The organism is Bartonella sp. 1-1C, from assembly GCF_002810325.1.
Taxonomy (GTDB): Bacteria; Pseudomonadota; Alphaproteobacteria; order Rhizobiales; family Rhizobiaceae; genus Bartonella; species Bartonella rochalimae.
Window position 1 is genome coordinate 659,278 of the sequence record NZ_CP019489.1, and the last position, 24,486, is coordinate 683,763.

General features: G+C 33.6%; 17 protein-coding genes. 10 read left to right on the forward strand and 7 right to left on the reverse strand.

Translation table 11 applies throughout. The annotated features are described in order from the left end of the window. Positions 1–44: 44 nt before the first annotated feature. From proS to mfd, 5 genes are all read left to right on the forward strand, one after another. Positions 45–1,370 carry a proline--tRNA ligase gene (proS, locus tag B11cv2_RS03030; RefSeq protein ID WP_100693255.1) on the forward strand — a complete coding sequence of 442 codons (1,326 nt, stop codon included), beginning with the start codon at positions 45–47 and terminating at the stop codon, positions 1,368–1,370. Between the two features lie 11 nt (positions 1,371–1,381). Beyond that, positions 1,382–2,650, forward strand: coding sequence for a lipoprotein-releasing ABC transporter permease subunit (locus tag B11cv2_RS03035; RefSeq protein ID WP_100693256.1), 1,269 nt, complete (start codon positions 1,382–1,384; stop codon positions 2,648–2,650). Continuing rightward, a complete protein-coding gene (locus tag B11cv2_RS03040; RefSeq protein WP_100693257.1) occupies positions 2,650–3,330 on the forward strand; it encodes an ABC transporter ATP-binding protein in 681 nt (226 codons plus the stop codon). Before B11cv2_RS03035 ends, B11cv2_RS03040 begins: the two co-directional genes overlap by 1 nt. Before the next feature lie 73 nt (positions 3,331–3,403). Beyond that, complete coding sequence (locus B11cv2_RS03045) at positions 3,404–3,694, forward strand: succinate dehydrogenase assembly factor 2 (RefSeq protein ID WP_100693258.1); 291 nt, start codon at positions 3,404–3,406, stop codon at positions 3,692–3,694. Positions 3,695–3,699: 5 nt separating this feature from the next. After that, positions 3,700–7,200, forward strand: a complete 3,501-nt coding sequence (mfd, locus tag B11cv2_RS03050) for a transcription-repair coupling factor (RefSeq protein ID WP_100693259.1) — start codon at positions 3,700–3,702, stop codon at positions 7,198–7,200. 855 nt (positions 7,201–8,055) lie between these two features. Here the strand turns inward: mfd and B11cv2_RS03055 are convergent. Continuing rightward, positions 8,056–9,777 carry an extracellular solute-binding protein gene (locus B11cv2_RS03055; protein ID WP_100693944.1) on the reverse strand — a complete coding sequence of 574 codons (1,722 nt, stop codon included), beginning with the start codon at positions 9,775–9,777 and terminating at the stop codon, positions 8,056–8,058. Positions 9,778–10,185: 408 nt separating this feature from the next. On the opposite strand from B11cv2_RS03055, the gene B11cv2_RS03060 reads away from it, so the two are divergent. Continuing rightward, a complete protein-coding gene (locus tag B11cv2_RS03060; protein WP_100693260.1) occupies positions 10,186–10,803 on the forward strand; it encodes an invasion associated locus B family protein in 618 nt (205 codons plus the stop codon). An 87-nt stretch (positions 10,804–10,890) separates the two neighbouring features. Here B11cv2_RS03060 and B11cv2_RS03065 read toward each other — a convergent pair whose 3' ends face one another. Beyond that, complete coding sequence (locus B11cv2_RS03065; RefSeq protein ID WP_100693261.1) at positions 10,891–13,473, reverse strand: ribonuclease E/G; 2,583 nt, start codon at positions 13,471–13,473, stop codon at positions 10,891–10,893. 493 nt (positions 13,474–13,966) lie between these two features. Between B11cv2_RS03065 and B11cv2_RS03070 the strand changes: the two genes are divergently transcribed. The 3 genes from B11cv2_RS03070 to prfB all read left to right on the forward strand — a co-directional run bounded on the left by B11cv2_RS03070 (position 13,967) and on the right by prfB (position 19,098). Then, complete coding sequence (locus B11cv2_RS03070) at positions 13,967–15,196, forward strand: N-acetylmuramoyl-L-alanine amidase (protein WP_100693262.1); 1,230 nt, start codon at positions 13,967–13,969, stop codon at positions 15,194–15,196. Between the two features lie 156 nt (positions 15,197–15,352). After that, positions 15,353–17,818, forward strand: a complete 2,466-nt coding sequence (locus tag B11cv2_RS03075) for a penicillin-binding protein 1A (RefSeq protein WP_100693263.1) — start codon at positions 15,353–15,355, stop codon at positions 17,816–17,818. 151 nt (positions 17,819–17,969) lie between these two features. Beyond that, positions 17,970–19,098, forward strand: a protein-coding gene (gene prfB / locus B11cv2_RS03080) for a peptide chain release factor 2 (protein ID WP_100693264.1) whose coding sequence is annotated in 2 segments (ribosomal slippage) — positions 17,970–18,038 and positions 18,040–19,098 — 1,128 coding nt in all. Because the reading frame shifts where the segments join, the coding sequence is not laid out codon by codon here. 14 nt (positions 19,099–19,112) lie between these two features. Here prfB and B11cv2_RS03085 read toward each other — a convergent pair. Next, positions 19,113–19,592: a peroxiredoxin gene (locus B11cv2_RS03085; protein WP_100693265.1), complete on the reverse strand. Its 480-nt coding sequence runs from the start codon at positions 19,590–19,592 to the stop codon at positions 19,113–19,115. A 224-nt stretch (positions 19,593–19,816) separates the two neighbouring features. After that, the gene (gene tyrS, locus B11cv2_RS03090) at positions 19,817–21,070 is read right to left on the reverse strand and encodes a tyrosine--tRNA ligase (protein WP_100693266.1); all 1,254 of its coding nucleotides are present in this window, start codon (positions 21,068–21,070) and stop codon (positions 19,817–19,819) included. A 756-nt stretch (positions 21,071–21,826) separates the two neighbouring features. Here tyrS and B11cv2_RS03095 point away from each other — a divergent pair. Beyond that, on the forward strand, positions 21,827–22,039 hold the full coding sequence (locus B11cv2_RS03095; RefSeq protein WP_100693267.1) for a DUF3126 family protein: 213 nt from the start codon (positions 21,827–21,829) through the stop codon (positions 22,037–22,039). Between the two features lie 42 nt (positions 22,040–22,081). On the opposite strand, the gene radC is transcribed toward B11cv2_RS03095, so the two are convergent. From radC to sfsA, 3 genes are read right to left on the reverse strand one after another with little or no spacing between them, the layout of a single operon-like run. Next, the gene (radC, locus tag B11cv2_RS03100) at positions 22,082–22,876 is read right to left on the reverse strand and encodes a DNA repair protein RadC (RefSeq protein ID WP_100693268.1); all 795 of its coding nucleotides are present in this window, start codon (positions 22,874–22,876) and stop codon (positions 22,082–22,084) included. Positions 22,877–22,893: 17 nt separating this feature from the next. Beyond that, positions 22,894–23,724, reverse strand: a complete 831-nt coding sequence (gene map / locus B11cv2_RS03105; RefSeq protein WP_100693269.1) for a type I methionyl aminopeptidase — start codon at positions 23,722–23,724, stop codon at positions 22,894–22,896. Further along, positions 23,717–24,430 carry a DNA/RNA nuclease SfsA gene (gene sfsA, locus B11cv2_RS03110; protein ID WP_078673755.1) on the reverse strand — a complete coding sequence of 238 codons (714 nt, stop codon included), beginning with the start codon at positions 24,428–24,430 and terminating at the stop codon, positions 23,717–23,719. The genes map and sfsA overlap by 8 nt, the downstream gene beginning before the upstream one ends. Positions 24,431–24,486: the final 56 nt, after the last annotated feature.

The following is a 24,486-nucleotide window of genomic DNA, read 5'->3' on the forward strand; positions in this document are numbered from 1 at the left end:
AAATTGCTGTAATTTGATAAGTCTAATTAGGAGTAATAATTTTAATGCGTCTTTCTCAATATTTTCTGCCTATTTTAAAAGAGAGTCCTAAGGAAGCAGAAGTTATTTCACATCGATTTATGTTGCGAGCTGGTATGGTACGTCAACAAACGTCAGGAATTTATTCTTGGTTACCATTAGGTAAAAAAGTTCTTGACAAGATTTGTAAGATTATTCGTGAAGAACAAGAACGAGCTGGAGCTTTAGAAATATTGATGCCAACGATTCAATCTGCTGATCTTTGGCGTGAAAGTGAGCGTTATAATGATTATGGTCTTGAAATGTTACGCATTAGAGATCGTCAAGATCGTGATTTACTCTATGGTCCGACCAATGAAGAGATGGTAACAGATATTTTCCGTTCATACGTTCGTTCTTATAAAGATCTTCCACTAAATCTCTATCATATTCAATGGAAATTTCGTGATGAAATTCGTCCACGTTTTGGTGTGATGCGCGCACGCGAATTCTTGATGAAAGATGCTTATTCTTTTGACCTTGATTATGCGAGTGCAAAAATATCCTATAATCGTATGTTTGTTGCTTATTTACGCACTTTTTCTCGTATTGGCTTAAAAGCAATTCCTATGCGTGCTGATACAGGTCCAATTGGCGGTGAGCTTAGTCATGAATTTATTATTTTAGCCAAAACAGGTGAAAGTTCTATATTTTGTGACAAAAGATTTCTTGAATTTACAGTTCCATCTGTTTCAATTGATTTTACTGATAAGGATGTTTTAGCTGATATCGTTAGACAATGGACATCTTTATATGCTGCAACAGAAGAAATGCATAATGAAGAAGAGTGGAGTAAAGTCCCTGATAGTAATAAGCTCTCAGCGCGTGGTATTGAAGTAGGACATATTTTTCATTTTGGTACAAAATACTCTGCTCCAATGGGGGCAAAAGTTATGGGACAAGATGGAAAAGAGCACTTTGTTTCTATGGGATCTTATGGGATTGGACCTTCGCGTCTTGTAGCAGCAGTCATTGAGTCTTCTCATGATGAACATGGTATTATTTGGCCAAAATCAATCGCACCATTTGATTTTGGTATCATCAATATGAAACCAGATGATGAAAAATGTAGTTATATATGTGAAACTCTTTATCAGGAGCTTATACGTCGTGGTTTTGATCCACTGTTAGATGATACGGGTGAGCGTCCTGGATCGAAATTTGCAACAATGGATTTGATTGGTTTGCCGGTACAAATGATTATTGGTCCTAAAAATGCTACACAAAATGAAGTTGAAATTAAAGATCGAAAAACAGGTCTTAGAGAAGTTTTAACGGTTGAAGCTGTGCTAAACCGATTTTCGGTAATTTGATGGGCAATATCATGACTGTTTTGAGGAATAAAGGATTTTCATCTTATGAATGGATGATTGCTTTCCGTTATATGATTCCTAATAAAAAACATATGTTTACATCTATTATTTCAATTATTTCTTTAATTGGAATTATGTTAGGAGTTTTTGCTTTAGTTGTTGTTATGGCAGTTATGAATGGTTTTCGGACAGAACTCCTCAATCGTATTTTAGGAATGAATGGGCATCTTATTGTACAAACCATTGATTCTAATTTTACTGATTATAATACTCTTATTTCTTCTCTGGAATCTATCAAGGATATAAAATTAGTTCTCCCGATTATTGAAGGACAAGCTCTTGTCCAGGGTAATCTCGAAAGAGGAACTGGTGCTTTAGTTCGTGGTGTACGTCAAAAAGATTTGATGAAACTGAAAACAGTTGCTCAAAATATTAGCTCAGGTACACTCGCTCAATTTGATAAAGAAGAAGGCATTGCAATTGGAAGTGGTTTGGCAGAAAAATTGGGTCTTACAGTTGGAAGTCATCTGCGCATCATTACACCAGATGGTGATGATACGCCCTTCGGAGTTACGCCACGTGTCAAAGCTTATAAAGTCGTTGCTATCTTTGAAGTTGGCATGTCAGAATATGATTCAATATTTGTTTTTATGCCTCTTCATGAAGCACAAATTTTCTTTAACTTAGAGGAAAAAATTCAATCTTTAGAGTTATTTCTTAATGATCCTGATGCTATTGATCAAATAAAACCGGTGATAGAAAAAACAGTTAATCAACAAATTCATTTAATTGATTGGCGTACGCAAAATCAGTCTTTTTTTTCAGCATTACAAGTTGAACGAAATGTTATGTTTTTTATTCTCTCTCTTATTATTCTTGTTGCGGCTTTGAATATTATTTCAGGCTTAATAATGCTTGTAAAAGATAAAAGTCATGATATTGCAATTCTGCGTACAATGGGAGCAGATCAAAGTGCGATTATGCATATATTTATTACCACTGGCATGGTAATTGGACTTATTGGAACGATATTGGGTTTAATTTTAGGAATTATAGTTACTATAAATATTAATCATATTCAGGACTTTATATCTTGGCTGTTTAATGTCGATGTTTTTAATCCTCAGCTTTATTTTTTAGCAAAGTTGCCCGCTCGAATTGAGTGGGGACAGATTGCTATGGTAGTTATGATGTCTTTGTTTTTATCTTTTCTTGCGACTCTTATTCCAGCATGGCATGCTGCTAAATTAGATCCTATACAAGCGTTAAGGTATGAATGATGTCTACTGTTTTAGAACTTGTTGAGATTGAGAAACATTTTGTTGATAATAACAAACCTTTAGTTATTTTGAATAAAGCCAATTTTGTTTTAAAACGTGGAGAAATTGTAGCACTTGTAGCACCATCTGGTTCTGGAAAATCAACATTTCTTCATATCGCAGGATTATTAGAAAGACCAACAGCTGGCGATATTTTGTTACGAGGTATTTCTTGTGCAAAACGTTCTGATGATGAACGCACAGCAATCAGACGAAATGATATTGGTTTTGTCTATCAATTTCATCATTTACTACCAGAATTTACGGCTTTAGAAAATGTTATGATTCCTCAAATGATTGCAGGATTGAAAAAATCTATTGCAGAAGATCGTGCCTTTAAATTATTAAGCTATCTTCGTGTTGCTCACCGCGCTAAACACCGTCCATCAGAATTATCAGGGGGAGAGCAACAACGTGTTGCAATTGCGCGTGCTGTAGCAAATGCACCTTCTGTACTTTTAGCTGATGAGCCTACAGGAAACCTTGATCCTACAACTTCAGCATATGTATTTCAAGCTTTATCAGTACTTGTGCGCCAATCTGGTCTTGCTGCCCTTGTTGCCACACACAATTATGGTTTAGCCAAACAGATGCATCGTCGAATTACAATTAAAGAAAAAAAAATTATTGAACTTCCTTAATATTGAGATACAAATTTATTCTAAAAAAATAACAGTGTAGTGTATGTTTATTTTTGTCTGTTAGGAGATTTTTATGACAAATTTGGCCATTGATGAAAATCGATTGGATTCACGTCGTCGCCGATTGATTTTTCGTGCATGGCACCGAGGTATTCGTGAAATAGACTTGATTTTGGGCCAATATGTTGATGCACATATTGCCAAGATGAGTGATCAAACAGTTTCTGAACTTGAATATATTATGTCTTTTGAAGATCGTGATTTATTAGGGTGGATTACAAGAGAAGTTTCTATACCAGCTGAGGTAGATAGTGCACTTTTTCGCGATATTATAAATTATTGCTCTCGTATAAATTTTAATTAATCAAAATGGCTATATTAAAAAAAATTGTTATTCCTCCAAATACGCCTAGTGGTATGATTTTTGATGGTGTTGTTGATGGATTTGAAGCTTTTGCACTTGCTAAATTAAGTGCAGAAATTGCTCAAGATAAACCACTTGTTTATGTTGTTCGTGATGGAACAAAAATAGCTTATTTACAGCAAGCTTTAAATTTCATTGAACCTAATTTATCTGTTTTTCAGTTTCCGGCATGGGATTGTTTACCTTATGATCGCGTATCACCTGGGATAGCTATTACTGCACGTCGTCTTTCAGCTTTGGCGCATATGTCAGATCTGCGTAAAAATCCACGGTTTTCAATCATATTAACAACAGCTAATACAGTTATTCAAAAACTACCACCTTGTGCAATGATTGATGATCAAATTATCCATGTGCGTATTGGTCAATGTATGGATATGACATATTTAATTCATTATTTAGAACAGAATGGTTTTGAACGCGTTGCAACTGTACGTGATATTGGTGAATTTGCTGTAAGGGGAGGAATTATTGATATTTTTTCTCCTAGTTATACGGAACCTTTTCGTCTTGATTTTTTTGGCCAAACTTTAGAAACCATTCGCGTATTTGATCCAGAGACGCAACGAACAATAGCGAATAAAACAGAATTATTTTTACAGCCGATGAGTGAAATTACTCTCACTCCTGAGTTTATCAGCCGATTTAAAAGCAATTATATTCGTTCTTTTGGGGTACCAAAAAAAAGTGACATGCTTTATGAGGCTATTTCTCAAGGGAGGCGTTTTTCAGGTATGGAGCATTGGCTCCCATTGTTTTATGAAAATCTCAATAGTTTTTTTGATCACTGTGGTAATCTACCTGTTGTTTTTGAGCATCTCATAGAAGAAGCTCTCATTGAACGATATCGCCTTATTGTAGATTATTATAATTCGCGCAAAGAACGCGAAAATAATCAAGAGAATGATGTTTCTTATCATCCAATAGAGCCTAATCTTCTTTATTGGACACCCGAACAAGTTTTAACATGTGTAGAGCAGTGTGGTTTGCGTATTGATTTTACACCTTTTAATATTTCACGAACACTGAAACAGACAGTTATTCATACAAATGCTACACAGGGCTATGATTTTATAAAAGAACGTAATGCTCCAGATAAAAATGTTTTTTCAAGTGTAGTTGATCATATTGCTTCATTGCGATCTTCTGGTAAGAAAGTACTTTTGGCTTTTTGGAGTGAAGGATCTATGGATCGTTTACTGCAAGTTCTTGATGAACACGGTTTACAAAAAGTAGAAATTGCAAAATCATTGCAGACCGTAAAAGCAACACCGCGTGATCGGATTTTAGCTGCTGTTTTAATGATAGAGCATGGCTTTGAAATTGAAGATTTTGTTGTTATAGCGGAACAAGATATCCTTGGTGATCGATTAGTAAGATCACCAAAAAAGCGTAAAAGTAATGCGCATTTTATTTCTGAAATTGCTTCCTTAAATTCTGGTGATATCGTTGTACATGTTGATCATGGTATTGGACAGTTTATTGGTCTCAAAACTATCATGACAACAGGAATTTTACGTGATTGTTTAGAAATCAACTATGCTGGAGGCGATCGGCTATTCTTACCCATTGAGAATATTGAACTTTTATCTCGTTATGGATCAGAAAGTACAAATGTCACGTTGGATAAATTAGGAAGTGTTGGATGGCAAACACGTAAAGCACGCCTTAAAAAGCATTTATTAAAAATTGCTGGTCAATTGATCTGTATAGCTGCAGAACGTGCCATGCGTTCAGCACCTGCTTTAACTCCACCAGTAGGACTCTTTGATGAATTTGTTGCATGTTTTCCTTATGAGGAAACGGATGATCAAATGGATGCAATTAATGCTGTTTTAGATGACTTAGCATCAGGAAAACCAATGGATCGTTTAATCTGTGGTGATGTAGGTTTTGGTAAAACAGAAGTTGCTATTCGCAGTGCTTTTGTTGCAGCATTAAATGGTTATCAAGTTGCTGTTGTTGTGCCCACAACTTTGCTTTCACGACAACATTACAAAACTTTTCTTGCTCGTTTTCAAGGGCTGCCGGTTAAGATTGCTCATTTGTCAAGGCTTGTAAAAGCGAGAGAATTGGCGCAAATTAAAAAAGGTATTTCAGAGGGTACGATCGACATCGTTATTGGAACACATGCATTACTCAATGATTCAGTGAGTTTTTCACGATTAGGACTTCTTATCATTGATGAAGAACAGCACTTTGGAGTAAAACATAAAGAGCGTCTAAAAGAATTAAAAAGTGATATTCATGTTCTTACACTTTCAGCAACTCCTATACCAAGAACATTAAGTCTTGCTTTATCGGGGCTACGTGAACTTTCGTTAATTACAACTCCACCTATCGATAGAATGGCTGTACGTACTTTTATTTCACCTTTTGATTTGATGGTTATACGCGAAACATTATTACGTGAATATTATCGAGGTGGACAGAGTTTTTATGTGTGCCCGCGTATTTCTGATCTTTCTTATGTAGAAGAATATCTCAAAACGCATGTGCCTGAAATTAAATTTGTTATAGCACATGGACAAATGCCAGCTGGACAACTTGATGATATTATGAATGCGTTTTATGATGGCCAATATGATGTATTACTTTCAACCACTATCATTGAATCAGGTCTCGATATTCCAACAGCCAATACATTAATTGTACATCGTGCTGAAATGTTTGGTCTTTCTGCACTCTATCAGTTGCGTGGTAGAGTAGGGCGTTCAAAACAACGTGCTTATGCACTTTTTACTTTCCCTTCTGGTAAAGTTTTACTTCCTGCAGCAGATCGTCGTCTTAAAGTTTTGCAATCCCTTGATACATTAGGTGCAGGTTTTCAACTGGCTAGTCACGATATGGATATTCGAGGTTCAGGTAATTTATTAGGTGAAGAACAATCAGGACACATCAAAGAAGTTGGGTTTGAACTCTACCAAAAAATGCTTGAAGAAGCCGTTGCTGAATTAAAAGATGGCCAACATGATAGAGATAATCAGTGGTCACCTCAAATTTCTCTTGGTACAGCAGTGATCATACCAGAAAGTTTTGTACCTGATTTATCATTGCGTATGGGGCTTTATCGTCGTTTAACAGAACTTGATAATATAGAACAAATTGATGAGTTTGGAGCTGAATTAATTGATCGCTTTGGTCCTTTGCCACTTGAGGTTCAACACCTACTTAAAGTTTTTTACATTAAAATATTATGTCGAAAAGCACATGTAGAAAAAATAGATGCTGGACCAAAGGGGATTGTTATACAATTTCGCAATAATTACTTTGAAAATAGTATTGCTCTTGTTCAGTGGGTTGAGAAACAAGGATCAATGGCAAAAATTCGACCAGATCAAAGCATTATTTTGATTCGTGATTGGACTAAAGTCAATGAAAGACTTGTTGGTGTAGCAAATATTATGACACAACTTGCAGAAATGGCAACGGAGTGCGCTGCTTAGTTTAAATTAAAAAAGTTTTTTATATTTATTTTAATTTACATGTTATGCTATAATATATTTATTCAAATAGGTATAATATTGTAATTTTTCCTTAAATAGTTTGAAAAAAAATAACTATAATATGATTATAGTCAAAAATTATAAATATAGCTTTTTTATTACTCAATGTAATAAGTTGGAGAAAATTCTGCTTATTCTGAAGCTATTTACAGCCTCTTTCTGATTTAAGCCTTGATGAGAAATTTAAATATCTTATAGCATAGAGCGATAAAAAATCATTCATAAGAAAAGAAACTTCCTTTAAAAAGAAAAAGATGTTTTTACGAATGTAATTCGTGAAAAAAACTAAAAATTCCCTTTGAACATATTCTTGATGATTAAAAAAGCACTAAAATATTGTAACCAAGCTTCAGTCAGAAAAGATATTTGAGGCCTTTTCTTATTTGTATATGTATCAGGTTGCCTTTAATATGAAAACACAAGAGGGTGTTATTTTAGAAAATGTTGTAGCATCTGTATATGTAATTTTTTTTGGAAAGACGATTGGGCAAAAGATACAATTGATACAAGTCCAGCATTAAAAATACATTTAGCCTTACCTATGAAGCTTCTCATTTCTCTGATTTTAAAGAAAAAACTTAGTATTATAAAAAAATTTACTATAAGTGATGAAGCTTGATATTTTGAACATCTAAAGAAATTCCTTCAGATTATAAAGTTTACAAAGAGATATACAATGTAATGCTTTTAAATAAGAGAAAAAGCATTATGAATCACATATGCTTTTATATTAAAAATTTTTTTCAATAAATAAGATTTATAATAATTTTTATAGGCCATGTTCATTTGTATTTTTCATTCACGCCACCAAGCTTGAAGGCGATAACCATATAACGATGTATAAGAAGGATGTTTAAGATATGACCATTTTGCTACCCATTGTTCAGGTAAATGATAAAGCGGTATATAATAACTGCCAGAAATCAAAACTCTATCTAAAGCACGCACAGCTGCAATAAATTCAGTATCTGAGCGCGCATCAAGTATTGCTGTTATCATAGCATCTATAGCAGGATCAGCAGTTCCTGCAAAATTAAAACTTCCTTTCAAATTTCGAGAAATAGAAGCCCACCGATTTATTTGTTCATTGCTTGGCGACAGAGAATTTTTTAATTTACCAATAATCATATCATAATCAAATGTTCCTAAGCGATTTTGATATTGACTATCGTCAACAGTTTTTATCTCAACATCAATACCAAGTCGTGATAAAGTACTCTGAAATGCGAGAGCGACTTTCTCTTCTTCAAATGTTTGAGTCATAATCTCAAATTTAAAAAGCAAACCATCAGGAGTGATAGCTTTATTGTTTTTTCTAGTAAAACCTGCCTCTTGTAGAAGTGTCCAAGCTTTTTGAGCAGATTGACGCTCCATGCCTGACCCATCTGTTTTAGGAATATGCCAATGTCCATTCATGACTTTAGGAAGAACAGCATCAGGGTAAGGTGCTAAAAGTTCTTTTTCTTTTTCACTTGCTGTTTTTCCAATAGACGAAAGAACAGACCCATCCCAATAACCTTCTGTTCTGGCATAGATATTATTAAAAAGGTGATTATTAATCCATTCAAAATCAAAAAGCATTGAAAGTGCTTGTCGCACTTTTCTATCTTTAAAAATAGAACGGCGTGTATTAAAGACAAAACCAATAAGATCGGCAGGTGTACCTTTCGAAAAATTTTCTTTTATAACTCGCCCTTCGCGAACAGCTGGAAAATTGTAAGAAAGCCGCCATCGATTCGGATTGGTTTCAATGAAAATATCAATGAGGCCTTTTTTAAAAGCTTCAAAGTGTGCAGTATCATTGCGGAAATACTCTATTTGAATGGTATCAAAATTATTTAGTCCTTTATTAACAGGAAGATCATTGCCCCAATAGTCGGGGTTGCGTTTGTAAGTAATTCGTTCACCTGGATCAACATGCTCAATAATATAAGGACCACTTCCGAGAATTTTAACTAAACCGTTTTTTTCAAAATCATCGACGTTAATAGCGTGTTTTGGCAATATTGGCATTACACTTGCCAAAAGAAGTGGAAATTCACGATCTTTAGAGTTTGGAAAACGCATTTTAATACCATGAGAACCAATTTTTTCTATAGATTCTATGCGTTTCATATATCGATCAAAAGGTGGTCTTCCTTTATTTTTAAGCAGTTTTACTGTGAATAAAACATCTTCAACTGTTATAGATTTTCCATCTGAAAAACGAGCTTTTGGATTAAGAAAGAAAGTAATTTCAGTACGTTCATCATTTAATTCAACCTTTTCTGCAAGAAGACTGTATAGCGTAAAGGCCTCATCACGAGAACGTACCATCATTGTTTCATAGACAAGACCAGAAAATTGTTCATTAGCCACGAGACCTTGTGCAGTTGTACGAAAACTACGGATGACGAATGGATTTAATCCATTAAACGTTCCAACAGCTCCATAGGTAATTTTTCCTTTTTTATTTGCGTTAGGATTAGCGTAAGGAAAATAACCAAAATTACCGGATAATTTTGGTGATCCATGCATAGCAATACCGTGTGCTATAGCATTATGACAACAAAAGAAAATTACAAAAACAAGAAGAAAATTAAGATAATGAGCGCTATAGCACGACATAGAATTTTATTTTCATTATAATTTAGCGATGATTCTTTAATATATTTCAAAGATTAGGATATTTTGTGTATTACTGTGAAAAAAAAGCCAATAAAATAAAAAATATGCTATATATAGTATATAAAAGGTTAATTAGTTATTCAATGAGATTTACTTATTATATATTTTACTTTTTTCTTCATGCTAAAGTAAGAAAAATAAAGAAATACCATTCTATAATTTAATTATAATTTATTGAAAATTATATTTAATGTCCTATCTGGGAGTTATTATATTTAGAAATTGTTCTGAAAGCGTATTGAAAGGATTAACTTAATCATGTCGCATAAAAATATTTACTTTTCTGTTTCAGTATTAGCTGGAGCTGTTGCTTTTTTTCTTACCATCCATACTCCAGCAAATGCACAGAGCTTATCTCAGGGATGGTATAAAGTTTGCAATAAACAGCATGATGTTGATATTTGTAATACGATGAACACAGTTGTAGCAGATACTGGTCAACCTTTGACAGCTATTAATTTAGTCGAAATAAAAGGCAAACAAAATGAACGACGCATAGGCCTTCAAATACCTACGGGGCGTTTGTTACCAGAAGGTGTTCATATTCAAATTGGAAATGATTTCTCTAAAAAAATTCCTTATATTGTTTGTAATTCAACGAGCTGTATTGCCAACGATGCTTTAGATGATAAGCTTATTTCTGCTATGAAATCTGGTTCAAAAATGGTTATAACTACTGTTAATGTGCGTGGAGCAGCTAATCCTGTAGAATTTTCTCTTAAGGGGTTTACTGCAGCATATAAAGGTCCTGGTATGGATGAAAAAGCTTTCCAAGAAGAACAAGTAAAATTGCAGAAAGCTATTCAATCAAAGCAAAAAGAGATTGAAGATCGTATGAGAGCTGAACAAGAAAAAGCAAAACAAACAGCAAACTAAAGAAGAAATTTCAAAAAGGTTTTCGGATTCTTTTAATATTTACTTCTTTAAACCGCTATAAAATATTTTATAGCGGTTTTTTATTAATTATTTTTTTGAGAAAAAACCTTTACGTTTCCACCAACCTACACGCTCAGTTTTTTTATTAGTTTCAACTTCTGATGATGTCACAACAGGTTCAGTGGATGCTGTCGCAACTGAAGAAGAAATATGTTCAACAATTTTTTCAATTACAGGTTTTTGTTCTGTCATTTCAGTTGTTTGCACAGATCTCTTAGTTGCTATTTTTTTTCGTATTTTCAGTGTTAACTTTTTTGTATTTGTAGAGATCACTTCATTGGCGATTTCATTTATTTCTTTTATTTTAGTTTTTTGATTAGACCTAGTAACTAATTTTTCCTCAACAAGTTCTGATTTTGGTGTTGTTATGTTTTTGTCATTTGTAAGAACTTGTTTGTTTTGTAAAACCTCTGAAGATTTTACATTACGCTTTTTAGATTTAATAGCAGTACGGTCTTCTCTAGTTTCATTTTTCTGTATGCTGCTTACATCTTTTTTATAATGGCTATCTTTATTAAATCTAACAGTCTCAGTAGCTGGAATATTATAATACTGGCGTTGTTCTTCTTTAATTTCTGCTAAAGCATTCTTAGCAAAATCTCCAACAGGCTCTGCATAAGAGACACGAAACGGAGAGTTATTACTCTGATTAGACCGACCTCCGCGACGTCCCCGACGACGCCCACGGCGACGAGTATCTTCAACATTGGGAGTATCATTTTTATGATCAGCAGGAAAAATACTACCATTATCAGATTCCATCTGTTGGTTTTTACGCTGACGTCGTTTGTTATTGTCAACGGTTTTGCTTTTTATTAAGATAGAATTTTCAGTTTCTTTTGTATCATTATCTTCAATAACTGTTGAAGAAAGGGAGGCCTCTTTTGCTATTGAGCCTTTAGAGATAGTGAAATGTTGTGTTCCAACACTATCATCGGCTTCAATGTTAATACTGAGCCCAAAACGTGTTTCTAAATTAACAAGAATATGGCGTTTATGATTTAGTACATAGAGTGCTATTGCTACGGGGGTGCGTACAATAATATTATATTGCGAATTGTGGAGAAGATATTCTTCAATCGAACGCATCACATGTAAAGCGATCGATGATTCAGAGCGTATATTTCCAGTTCCAGCACAATGCGGGCAAGGTTGTGTAGTGCTTTCTAGAACGGATACACGAATCCGTTGACGACTCATTTCCATAAGACCGAAATGTGAGATATGGCCAACCTGAATACGAGCGCGATCGTGTTTTAAACAATCTTTTAACTTTTTTTCAACAAGCTTAATATTACGATTTTCTAGCATATCAATAAAATCAATTACAATTAAACCTGCAAGATCACGCAACCGCAATTGGCGCGCTACCTCTTCTGCAGCTTCAAGATTAGTTTGTAATGCTGTTTTTTCAACAGAATGCTCTTTAGTAGAACGACCAGAATTTACATCAATAGCGACAAGTGCTTCTGTTTGGTTAATGACCAAATAACCTCCAGATTTTAAACTAACCTGCGGGTGCAACATTTTATCAAGCTGAATTTCGATATCATTATGCGTAAAAATAGGAGTAGGATTACGATAAGGTTGAACAACTTTCGCATGACTTGGTATAAGCATGCGCATAAAATCTTTAGCTTCACGATATCCTTGATCTCCTGAAACAAGAATTTCATTAATATTTTTATTATAAAGATCACGAATAGAACGCTTTATAAGGTTACTTTCTTCGTGAATTAAACACGGGGCAGTTGATTTAAGTGTTAAGGTGCGAATAGTATCCCATAGACGCATGAGGTATTCATAATCACGCTTAATTTCAGCTTTTGTTCTATTTGCTCCAGCTGTTCGTAAAATAACTCCCATACCTTTTGGAACGTCTAGTTCTTTTACAATATCTTTAAGACGTTTGCGATCTTGTATATTGGTAATCTTTCGTGAAATACCGCCACCTCGAGCTGTATTAGGCATTAAAACAGAATAGCGACCCGCTAGAGACAAATAAGTCGTGAGTGCTGCGCCTTTATTACCACGCTCCTCTTTGATTACTTGAACTAATAAAATTTGACGACGTTTAATGACTTCTTGAATTTTATATTTACGCCCCTGTTTTCGCGGATAGGCAGGTAATTCTTCAAGTACATCTTCTGCTCCAACCATTTCTATATCATTATTAGAAAAGTCAAGTATTTCTTCAACATCATCAGCTATGACATCATTTTCAATATTCGTTGCTATAACATCATTACTTTTATTTTTTTTAAAGGATTTTTTATTTGAAGTTGTTTCCTCAATGGGAGCATCTTCATAATTTTCGTTAATAGCGGCTTTCTCCTCTTCAAGAAGAGCAAGACGATCAGCAATAGGAATTTGGTAATAGTCAGGATGAATTTCTGCGAAGGTTAAAAAACCATGGCGATTACCACCATACTCAATAAAAGCAGCTTGAAGTGATGGTTCTATACGCGTAATACGCGCTAAATAAATATTCCCTTTAAGTTGTTTTTTATGTTCTGACTCAAAGTCAAGTTCTTCAATTTTATTACCATGAACGACAACAACACGTGTTTCCTCTGGATGAGAGGCATCGATAAGCATTTTGTTTGACATAAGTTAAAATCCTGAAGGCGACATGTGTAACTTTATTAAAAAAAACAGTATAATACTGTTATTACTCTTGTCTGTTTTATATGACTCATATTTTTAAGTCTCCGGCAAAACAATTTCGAGAACAGTTCGGATAACCAAACCAATGAATCCTAAATTACGTAATCCTACTGTATTGAGGAATAAAGACTTTTTACTTATAAAAAGCGCAAACGCATATTACGTGATAAACCTTTTAAAGACAACTTAATATGAATTATCAATAATTTTACTAATACTAGATGGTTACATTACCTAAGAATCTTAATATATTCTTTTATGTTGATATTATGCTTTTGGCAAGTAATAATGTAAATTCTAAATAATATAATACAATATAATAACTGTCTTAAGTTTGATTTTTTTGACGTTTGCGGCTAAAAGATTCAACGCTTAAATTGGAAAATATAAATATATACTTTAAAATTAATAGCGAATACAAAAAAGCATTTCACTTATGATTAGACAATTTTTTAATAAAAAGCCGAAAATTGGTTATGGAAATGTTTTTTTGCATTTTGCATACTATTTACTATTTTTTTTAATGTTTCAGCCTCATATTAAAGCTGCTAATGCATTAAAATTTATTAATTTGCAAACCGTTAATGTTAACTCATCTACACGTATTATCGCAGTTTTTAATGCTGAACCAAATTTTCATTTAGAGATTTTAAACAAGCCCACACGTTTGGTGATTAATTTACCTATAGTTGATTTTTCAATGCAAAATAAATCTCCAAGCAGAAAAAATACTTTATCAGACATGCTATTAGATGTACATTATGATTTTTCTGATACGCAGACTTCACGTATTATTCTTACGAGTAAAACTACTTTTTCTATAAAAAATAGTAGGGTGGAAAAATTAAATAATGGCTTATGGCAAATATTAATTGATATTACTCAAAGTTCACAAAAAGATTTTAACGAAGCACTGAAAAATCAACAAAAAATTCATCATGGTATAAAAACACGAATAAATCCAGAAAATCATTTTCGCGTTGTTCTTGATCCTGGTCATGGTGGCGTTGATAGTGGTGCACAAGGTATTACTGGAGTTTTAGAAAAAAATATAACACTTATTTTTGCTCGTGCATTACGAGATGAATTAGAAAAAGACTCTAATATTCATGTTATCTTAACACGTGATTCTGACGAATTTTTAAGATTAAGCGAAAGAGTCAAAAAAACACAAGATTTTAATGCGGATCTTTTTATATCCATTCATGCAGATAGTATTAATATTCGTTCTCTTCGTGGTGCTACAGTATATACTCTTTCTGATAAAGCTTCTGACGCGATTGCAAAATCTTTAGCTGATCATGAAAACAAAGTAGATTTTCTTGATGGATTAATAGCAGAAGAAATACCTGAAGTTACAGATATTTTAGTTGATCTTACTCGACGTGAAACTCAAATGTTCTCGATTGATTTTGCTGATCGTGTTATTTTAAACTTATCAAAAAGTAAAATCAATTTGATAAATAATCCTCATCGATATGCTGATTTTTTAGTTTTAAAAGCTTCAGATATTCCTTCTATTTTAATAGAAATAGGTTACTTATCTAATAAAGAGGATGAAAAATTATTAAATGATTCTCAATGGAGAGAAAAAATGGTCATTGCTATTGCAAATTCCATTCGCCAATTTGCGGCAGATCGACAGAAAACTATACAGTCTCTTTAAATATATGGAGAGATAGAGTAAACAACATTATTATCTTATATGAAAAATAAATAATAGTCTTACATTTGTCTCACTATTAGTGAAAATTACATTTCATTAGTGATAAATAAAATATATCCTGTCTAATAAATTCTAAAGAGAGTGATACCCATTTCAATGATAATTTTTTTTAGATATTTTTTGAGTTTTTCTAAAGTTATTGGGCTTTGTGGAGTTATGATGTGGGTAATAATAGCTCCTAATCAAGCTAAAGGGCTTCCTGATTATGAAGTTCTTTCATTATATGAGCCACCTGTGATGAGTCGTGTTCACGCTGCAAATGGTCATCTTATGGCCGAATTTGCTACCAAACATCGCCTTTATTTACCTATCAAATCAATACCAAAAATTCTTAAAGAAGCTTTTATTTCAGCTGAAGATAAAAATTTTTATCATCATTTTGGTTTAGATCCTGCAGGGCTCTCTAGAGCTTTAATCAAAAACATTATGAATATTGGTTCTGGCCAACGTCCAGAAGGAGCTTCAACTATTACGCAGCAGGTTGCTAAAAACTTCTTTTTAAGTTCAGATGCAACACTTGAGCGTAAATTAAAAGAAGCCATCTTAGCAATGCGTATCGAGAAAACTTATTCAAAAGACCATATTCTTGAACTTTATCTCAATGAAATTTATCTTGGTCGGGGTACTTATGGTGTTGCCGCAGCTTCATTGACCTATTTCAATAAACCTGTGAATGAGCTTACTTTAGAAGAATGTGCTTATTTGGCTGCTCTTCCTAAAGGTCCAGCAAATTATGATCCATTCAAACATATACAACGCGCAGTTGATCGGAGAAACTGGGTTATAGATCGAATGGTTGCAAATGGATATATAACATCAGAGCGGGGTAAGAAAGCTAAAGAAATGCCTTTAAAAGCAGTAATGCGTGGTCGTGATAGCTATGTTTTTGCTGCTGATTATTTTACTGAAGAGATACGCCGTCATTTAATGAATCTTTATGGAGCCACAACACTTTATGAGGGTGGGCTTTCAGTTCGTGCAACACTTGATCCAAATTTTCAGCTTATTGCGCAACGTTCTTTGAGAAATGGTTTAATTAGATTTGATCATTCGCAAGGATGGCGTGGACCTTATAAACATATCAATATCAAAGATGATTGGGATATTATGCTCAGAGATATTCCTAGATTAAGTGATGTACCTGAATGGCGTTTAGCAGTTGTTCTTTCTACTGAGATGAATACAATAAAGATTGGTTTACAACCACAGCGTCAACATTCAGGTTTACTATCACAAAAAAAAGAAATTGCTAAACTATCCGAATCTGAATCAAAATGGGCTTTGAATGTTATTGACAAAAATGGTCATCGGAAAACTGTTCAGAATTTATCGAATATTTTGCAAGTTGGAGATGTTATTTTTGTTGAAAGAGTATCAAATAAGAATGATACTTATCGTTTACAACAAATTCCCAAAATTGAAGGAGCTATTGTTGCTATGGAACCTCATACAGGACGCGTTCTTGCAATGGTAGGAGGATTTTCCTTTTCTGAATCTCAATTTAATCGTGCAACGCAAGCTTATCGCCAAACGGGTTCTGCTTTTAAACCCTTTGTTTATTCTGCAGCACTTGATAATGGATATACACCAGCATCAGTTATTTTAGACGGCCCCGTTGAAATACGTCAAACTAATGGACAAATTTGGCGACCTAAAAATTATGGTGGTACATTTGCAGGACCTTCTACACTACGTTATGGAATTGAGCACTCTCGTAATCTTATGACTGTCCGGCTTGCCAATGATATGGGCATGTCTCTTGTTGCTGAATATGCAGAACGTTTTGGTCTTACAGATAAAATGCAACCTTATCTTCCCATGGCTTTAGGAGCTGGAGAAACAACACTTTTACGGATGGTAACAGCTTATTCAATTATTGCTAATGGTGGACGTTCTATTAAACCTTCTCTTATAGATCGAATTCAAGATCGTTACGGCAGAACTATTTACCGTCATGATAATCGTCTATGTGAAAATTGTAATGTTCAATCGTGGGATAATCAAAGCGAACCAACATTAATCGATGAACGAGATCAAGTTCTTGACTCTATGACGGCTTATCAAATTACATCAATGATGGAGGGAGCTGTGCAACGTGGTACAGCTGCACGTTTACGTTATCTTAATCGGCATATCGCTGGTAAAACCGGTACAACCAATAATTCTAAAGATATATGGTTCATAGGATTTACACCTGACCTTGTTGTTGGTGTTTTCATGGGATATGATCAGCCGGCCTCATTGGGATATAACGGAACAGGAAGTTCATTAGGAGTACCAATTTTTAGTGAATTTATACAAGCTGCTTTGCAAGGTAAACCAGATGTACCATTTAAAGTACCAGAAGATATGATTTTAATACCAATTAATCGCAAAACAGGCATGTTTGCTCAAGCAGGGGATAATGATGTTATTATAGAAGCATTTAAACCGGGAACTGGTCCTGCTGATATATATCAAGTGATTGGTGGAACAGACTTTTTTCAAGAAGGAGTTCCAGCAGTCACTACTTCTCCACAAGTTAATAAAGCTCTTCAAGATGGTAGCGGTGGATTATATTGATTGAAAAGAAATTTTTTTGATAGGGCAAATAAATATAAATAATATTTGCCGTGTTATTTATAATTGAGATGTAATAAATAACTTTGTAAAATTATTAGAATAAAAATTCTAAAAAAATTATTATTTAAAATAATGGCTAAGGTATTAAATTATGCGCATAGAAATAGAAACATTAGTCAATGAAATTCAGCAGGCAATTAGTTTGCTAAGGAGGCATCTTTAACTGGGATCAGTCATTAAAACGCCTTGAGTATCTCAATCAGAAAGCAGAAGATCCATTGCTTTGGAATGATGCACGAAAAGCACAAGATATGATGCGTGAACGTCAAAATCTTGAAGATTCGATGAATAGCACTCAGTTATTTACACAAACGCTTGAAGAATGTATTGAGCTGATAGCAATGGGTGAAGAAGAAAATGACGTGGAAATTATTACTGAAGCTGAAAATACAATACGTCAACTTAAAAGCGAAATAGACAAGAAACAAATTGCAACGCTTCTTTCAGGAGAAGCAGATTCAAACGATACTTATTTAGAAATTCATGCTGGAGCAGGGGGAACAGAAAGCCAAGATTGGGCTTCTATGCTTTTGCGTATGTACACTCGTTGGGCTGAACAACATAAAATGAAAGTTGAAGTATTAGAAACTCATGATGGTGAAGAAGCAGGTATAAAATCAGCTACTATTCTTGTAAAAGGACATAATGCTTATGGTCTACTAAAAACTGAATCAGGTGTTCATCGTTTAGTTCGTATTTCGCCATATGATTCAAATGCAAGACGACATACTTCCTTTGCAAGTATTTGGGTTTATCCGGTTGTTGATGAAAATATTGAAATTGATTTATCAGAAGCAGATGTTCGTATTGACACGTATCGTGCATCAGGAGCTGGAGGGCAACATGTCAATACAACAGATTCTGCAGTACGTATTACGCATATAAAAACTGATATTGTTGTTCAGTGTCAAACGGAGCGTTCTCAACATAAAAATAAAGCAACAGCATGGTCGATGTTACGTGCACGCCTTTATGAAGAAGAATTAAAAAAACGAGAGGAAGCAACTAACGCGGTTGAGGCGTCTAAAACAGAAATTGGCTGGGGACATCAAATTAGATCTTATGTTCTTCAACCCTATCAGCTTGTTAAAGATTTACGTACAGGAGTTGAAAATACTGATCCACAAACTGTACTCAATGGTGATCTAGATACATTCATAGAAGCAGCGCTTGCTCAACGTGTTCATGGAAAAAAACAAGAACTGAAAGATATTAATTAATTAATTATGTGGCATTATTGTACAGCACGCAGAGCACGTGCAGCAGCTAAAACATTTTCAGCATGTCCAGATACACAAACTTTACGCCATTCTTCAGCGATTTTTCCAGCTGAATTAATGAGAAAAGTACTCCGTTCAACACCCATGTATTTACGTCCATACATGCTTTTTTCAACCCAAACGCCATAAGCATCAAGTGTAGTTTTTTCTTCATCTGAAACAAGGATAATATCAAGTTTATGCTTTGCTTTGAATTTATCATGTCTAGCAATGTTATCTGGAGATATACCAATAATTGTGACTCCGATGTCATCAAATTGCTCTTTCAATCGTGTAAAATCAATTGCTTCATTTGTGCATCCACTCGTATCATCTTTTGGATAAAAATATAAAACAACTGATTTTCCTTTAAAATCGGAAAGGCATAATTGACCTCCACCATCACGCGGCAAATTAAAATTAGGAGCAATATTGCCTTTCATTGATTTTGTCATTACATTATCCCTATTTGTTAGATAAAATCATTTTATACAATATGAATGTATAGCAAAAATGATTATTTAAATATAGGATAAATCGCTCAAAAAAATTTTCTCTATCATAATATTGGTTTACTAATATAATCAAAAATGAATTAGAGATATTCATTTTAAAATATAAGTTTTTTTATTTATCAATCTAGAAAATTATCTCATATAACTAAAATAGTTATAAATAATTATATTGGCTTAATTAAAACATGTTTTTTCTTACCAAAAGACAACTTAATTACTTCATCTACATTGACATCTTTTTCAACAATAAGGTGTGTTTCATTTTCAATAATTTGATCATTTACACGTATACCGCCGCCTTGAACATATCGGCGTGCTTCACTATTTGATTTAGCAAGTCCTGCTTGCACTAAAAGAGTAAGCAATCCAATTCCTACTTTTAATTCTGTAGCATTGATTTTAATACTTGGAAGATTTTCTCCAAATGTTTTTTCTTCAAAGGTTTTACGTGCGGTTTCTAAGGCTTCATTTGCGAGAGTACGACCATGTAGCATTGCTGTAATTTCCGTTGCAAGAATCTTTTTTGCTTCGTTAATTTCAGTACTTTTTAATGCAGAAAGTTTGGCAATTTCGGTCAGCGGCAATGTAGTATAAAGCTTTAAAAATCGTGTAACATCAAGATCTTCTGTATTACGCCAATATTGCCAAAATTGATAAGGAGAAAGCATATCTGCATTGAGCCATATAGCACCATTGAGTGACTTACCCATTTTCGCACCAGAAGAAGTTGTAAGCAATGGTGAAGTTAGTGCGTATAACTGCGGTGTTCCCAAGCGATGTCCTAATTCAATACCATTTACAATATTACCCCATTGATCAGAACCACCCATTTGTACCCGTAAGTCGTAACGTTTATTAAGCTCTACAAAATCATAAGCTTGCAAAATCATATAATTGAACTCAAGAAATGATAAAGAGTGTTCCCGTTCGAGCCTCAGTCGCACAGAATCAAATGATAACATGCGATTAACTGAAAAATATTTCCCTACACTACGCAAAAACTCTAGATAGCTCAAATTACATAGCCATTCAGCATTATTCACAATACATGCATCAGTTTTTTTATCACCGAATGTTAAGTAGCTCGTAAATATTTTTTTAATGCTCATGATATTTTCAGAAATATCATTGTGTGTTAAAAGACGCCGAGCCTCATCTTTAAAGGAAGGATCACCAATTAGACCTGTTCCACCACCCATCAATACAATAGGGCGATGACCGGTTTTTTGCAACCAATGAAGCATCATGATTTGAAGAAGACTTCCAGCATGTAAGCTCGAAGCTGTAGGATCAAACCCAATATAAGCGGTTACAGTTTCCTTTAAAAAAAGGTCATCTAAGCCTTTTTCATCTGAAATTTGATGGATGAATCCCCGTTCGCTTATAATACGCAAAAATTCAGATTTAAAAGCATACATGGATCTCATTTCCTATGACTATACACTACCTATATATTATGCACTTAATACAATTTTTATTATCAAATAATACACAATCCACAAGAAATGGAAAATTTCAGCGAATGTGTAATAACAGACTGATAAAAGGAGAAAATATATAAATGATATTTTTATTCTTTTGAATCCTTATCAAAGTCTTATATTTTAATGCACAATGTAATTGCTCGCTTTTAATAAAAGGCAATATACGAGCTTTTATAAAAAAATTACAATAATCACAATTATGAGATTTACAAATAGTTATAATAACTAAAATTTATGATACTGGACTTAAAATGAATTTATAATTTTAACTTTAGGATATCAATAATACTAATTTATTGAATAAATTATATTTTTTTATATTGAAATGAGTAAAAATCTCAACAAAAATTTTTCGTAAGATTTTATAAAAAATGAATAACAATACGTGATATGTTTATAAAATATGTAATCTGTCATAATAGCTCTGAAAGATGTAATAAGCGCTTGGTTTTTATTTATTTATATAGGAGCGAAAAGCCTTTCTGCTACGTGCTTATCAAATAAGTTTTAGCATTACAAATTTTGTGTAAAGATCATTTAATGAAGTTTATAAAAAGTAATCTTTCTTATATATGGATTACTTGATTGAGGATTTAGACTAAATCTTCTATCTTTACAAATAGTAATAAGAGCAGCATTATTGATACAATAATGCATTAAGTTGATCATCTCAAAATAGAGGAGAGTGCAGTGAATGTTGATGAAATCAAAAAACTTGATAGTTATTTTAAAACCAAATTTCAAAATTCATCCTTACAAATAAAAGCTCGGCTTAAAAAAAATGATTCTTGCGAAGTTTATATTGGAGATGAATTTTTAGGTGTTATTTATCGCGATGAAGAAGAGGGTGAAGTATCTTACAATTTTTCCATGGCTATATTAAGTATCGACTTAGATAATTAATACATAATTGTAATTAAATGAAATTAATTTCTAAGTGAGTTTTTATATAAGCTTCAACTCTTTAAAACTTGTATAATTATTACGGGCGATAATAATGTGATCATGAATAGTAATTTCTAATGCATTTGCAGCATCTTTTAATCTATATGTCATTGATATATCTGCTTTAGAAGGTGAAGCATTACCTGAAGGATGGTTATGAATTAAGATCAATCCTGATGCCGATAATTCCAAAGCTCGAGAAATTACTTCACGAGGATAAACAGGAGTATGATCAATAGTTCCAGTTTGTTGTACTTCATCAGAAATCAAACCGTTCCTTTTATCAAGAAATAACACACGGAATTGTTCACGCGTTTCATGAGCCATCACAGCTTTGCAATAAGCTAATACTTTATCCCATGAAGAAAAAATATCACGTTTATATAATTGTGCACGAGCTAAGCGTCCCGCTACATCTGAAATAATTTTTAGATCAATAGCAGTAGCCGGACCACATCCTTCAATTTCTTGAAGACGATGAATATCAGCTTTTAATACATCAGCTAATGAACCAAAACTCGCTAGTAAATTTTTAGCTATTGGTTTTATATCAGCTCGAAGGATAGTGCGAGAAAGCAATAGTTCAAGATATTCATAATCTTCAATTGCGTTACCCTTCGTCTTTAAATAGCGTTTACGAAGACGCTCACGATGTCCTTGATAATGTTTATTTATCTTTGAATTTTTCTTAATTTTTTTATTATTCGTTTGTGATACTGGATGAGATGGAACACTTGATGTTATTTCAAAGAGACTGTTTTTGGCGCTTACATTTTTATCGGTCTTTTTTGCCATGATATTTCTATATTTATTTAATTATTTGAATTTAAAGTATAAAAAATATTTTTAGGAGACTCAGTGAATATTTCACATCCCTCACTTGTTACGCCAATTGTATGTTCGTATTGTGCTGTCAGAGAACGGTCGCGGGTAACCGCAGTCCAACCATCGGATAAAATTTTAATTTCTGGTTTGCCAAGATTAATCATAGGTTCAATAGTAAAGATCATGCCTTGTTTAAGCTCTACGCCTTCACCTAGTTTTCCATAATGTAAAATATTTGGTGCATCATGAAAAAGTTGGCCAATTCCATGTCCACAAAAATCTCTTACAACGGAGCATCGTTCAGATTCTGCATAATGTTGAATAGTAGCACCAATATCACCTGTAGTTGCTCCAGGTTTTACTATAGCTATTCCTCTCATAAGGCTTTCATGCGTTACTTGTATTAAGCGTTCTGCAGCACGCTTGATTTGTCCAACGGGATACATACGACTCGAATCTCCGTGCCAACCATTAAGAATAAATGTGACGTCAACATTGACAATATCACCTTCTTGCAAGGGTTTTTCATTTGGTATGCCATGACAAACAACATGATTAATGGATGTACAACATGCATGCCCATATCCGTGATAATTCAAATCAGCGGGTAAAACACCTTGCTCAGCCCCAAAAACAAAAACAAAGTTATCAATTTCTCGTGTTGTAATACCAGGCTTAATAATATCAGTGAGAGCATCCAGACATTCTGCGGCAATACGACCAACTTTACGCATTTGAGAAAAAGCGTAATCATCAAAAATACGGATTTGTCCATTAAATCTTAAGGGAGCTTTATTATATTCAACATAACTAACCATTTTTTTTTCTATTTTCTATCTTTACTTGATGAATCGGAAAAATACCCTCAACACTTACGTGACATTTTATAGCATAAAATTCTACCCCTGATTTTAGTGCTAAATCAAATTTACATCCATAAATGGGATCAAGGTCATGACAAACTGTAAAAGCTGAACAATCTTCTCGTTGAATTACATAGAGCATAGCAGCTCGTTTTCCTTGTTGCACAATTTTTATAAGTTCTTCAAGATGACGTGCACCACGTTTCGTTATGGTATCGGGAAATTCTGCTAAACCTTTTTGTCGTATGAAATGGACATTTTTTACTTCTAAATAACATTCAGACAAATCATTATTACGTAAGAGAAAATCAATACGTGATTGCCCATAGCATTGTTCGCTTAAAATTGTTTTATAATCACTAAATTCAGGCAATAACCCATTTTGAATTGCTTCCAGAGCAAGTTTATTTGCTAAAGTTGCATTAATACCAACTAAGGTATTATCTGCCTCCACAATTTCTAATCGATATGGGTATTTCCGTTTTGGGGTATCACTATATGAAAGCCAAACATTAGAATCAGAAGTTGTTAATCCAAGCATCGAACCAGTATTAGGAACAGAAACCGTAAAGATGTGTTGATCACTTTTTTTGACATCAGCAAGGAAGCGTTTATAACGACAAATGAGTTTTGCAGGATGAAGTTTAGAAACAAAGAGCATACAGCCTTTATTAAAGTGTATGATCTTTTAATTCAACTCAGATAATAATTGAAGAA

Excerpts from the sequence above, each read along its gene's own strand:
- proS (WP_100693255.1), top strand. The coding sequence starts at position 45 with ATGCGTCTTTCTCAATATTTTCTGCCTATTTTAAAAGAGAGTCCTAAG.
- B11cv2_RS03035 (WP_100693256.1), top strand. The coding sequence starts at position 1,382 with ATGACTGTTTTGAGGAATAAAGGATTTTCATCTTATGAATGGATGATT.
- B11cv2_RS03040 (WP_100693257.1), top strand. The coding sequence starts at position 2,650 with ATGTCTACTGTTTTAGAACTTGTTGAGATTGAGAAACATTTTGTTGAT.
- B11cv2_RS03045 (WP_100693258.1), top strand. The coding sequence starts at position 3,404 with ATGACAAATTTGGCCATTGATGAAAATCGATTGGATTCACGTCGTCGC.
- mfd (WP_100693259.1), top strand. The coding sequence starts at position 3,700 with ATGGCTATATTAAAAAAAATTGTTATTCCTCCAAATACGCCTAGTGGT.
- B11cv2_RS03055 (WP_100693944.1), bottom strand. The coding sequence starts at position 9,777 with ATGCATGGATCACCAAAATTATCCGGTAATTTTGGTTATTTTCCTTAC.
- B11cv2_RS03060 (WP_100693260.1), top strand. The coding sequence starts at position 10,186 with ATGTCGCATAAAAATATTTACTTTTCTGTTTCAGTATTAGCTGGAGCT.
- B11cv2_RS03065 (WP_100693261.1), bottom strand. The coding sequence starts at position 13,473 with ATGTCAAACAAAATGCTTATCGATGCCTCTCATCCAGAGGAAACACGT.
- B11cv2_RS03070 (WP_100693262.1), top strand. The coding sequence starts at position 13,967 with ATGATTAGACAATTTTTTAATAAAAAGCCGAAAATTGGTTATGGAAAT.
- B11cv2_RS03075 (WP_100693263.1), top strand. The coding sequence starts at position 15,353 with ATGATAATTTTTTTTAGATATTTTTTGAGTTTTTCTAAAGTTATTGGG.
- B11cv2_RS03085 (WP_100693265.1), bottom strand. The coding sequence starts at position 19,592 with ATGACAAAATCAATGAAAGGCAATATTGCTCCTAATTTTAATTTGCCG.
- tyrS (WP_100693266.1), bottom strand. The coding sequence starts at position 21,070 with ATGTATGCTTTTAAATCTGAATTTTTGCGTATTATAAGCGAACGGGGA.
- radC (WP_100693268.1), bottom strand. The coding sequence starts at position 22,876 with ATGGCAAAAAAGACCGATAAAAATGTAAGCGCCAAAAACAGTCTCTTT.
- map (WP_100693269.1), bottom strand. The coding sequence starts at position 23,724 with ATGGTTAGTTATGTTGAATATAATAAAGCTCCCTTAAGATTTAATGGA.
- sfsA (WP_078673755.1), bottom strand. The coding sequence starts at position 24,430 with ATGCTCTTTGTTTCTAAACTTCATCCTGCAAAACTCATTTGTCGTTAT.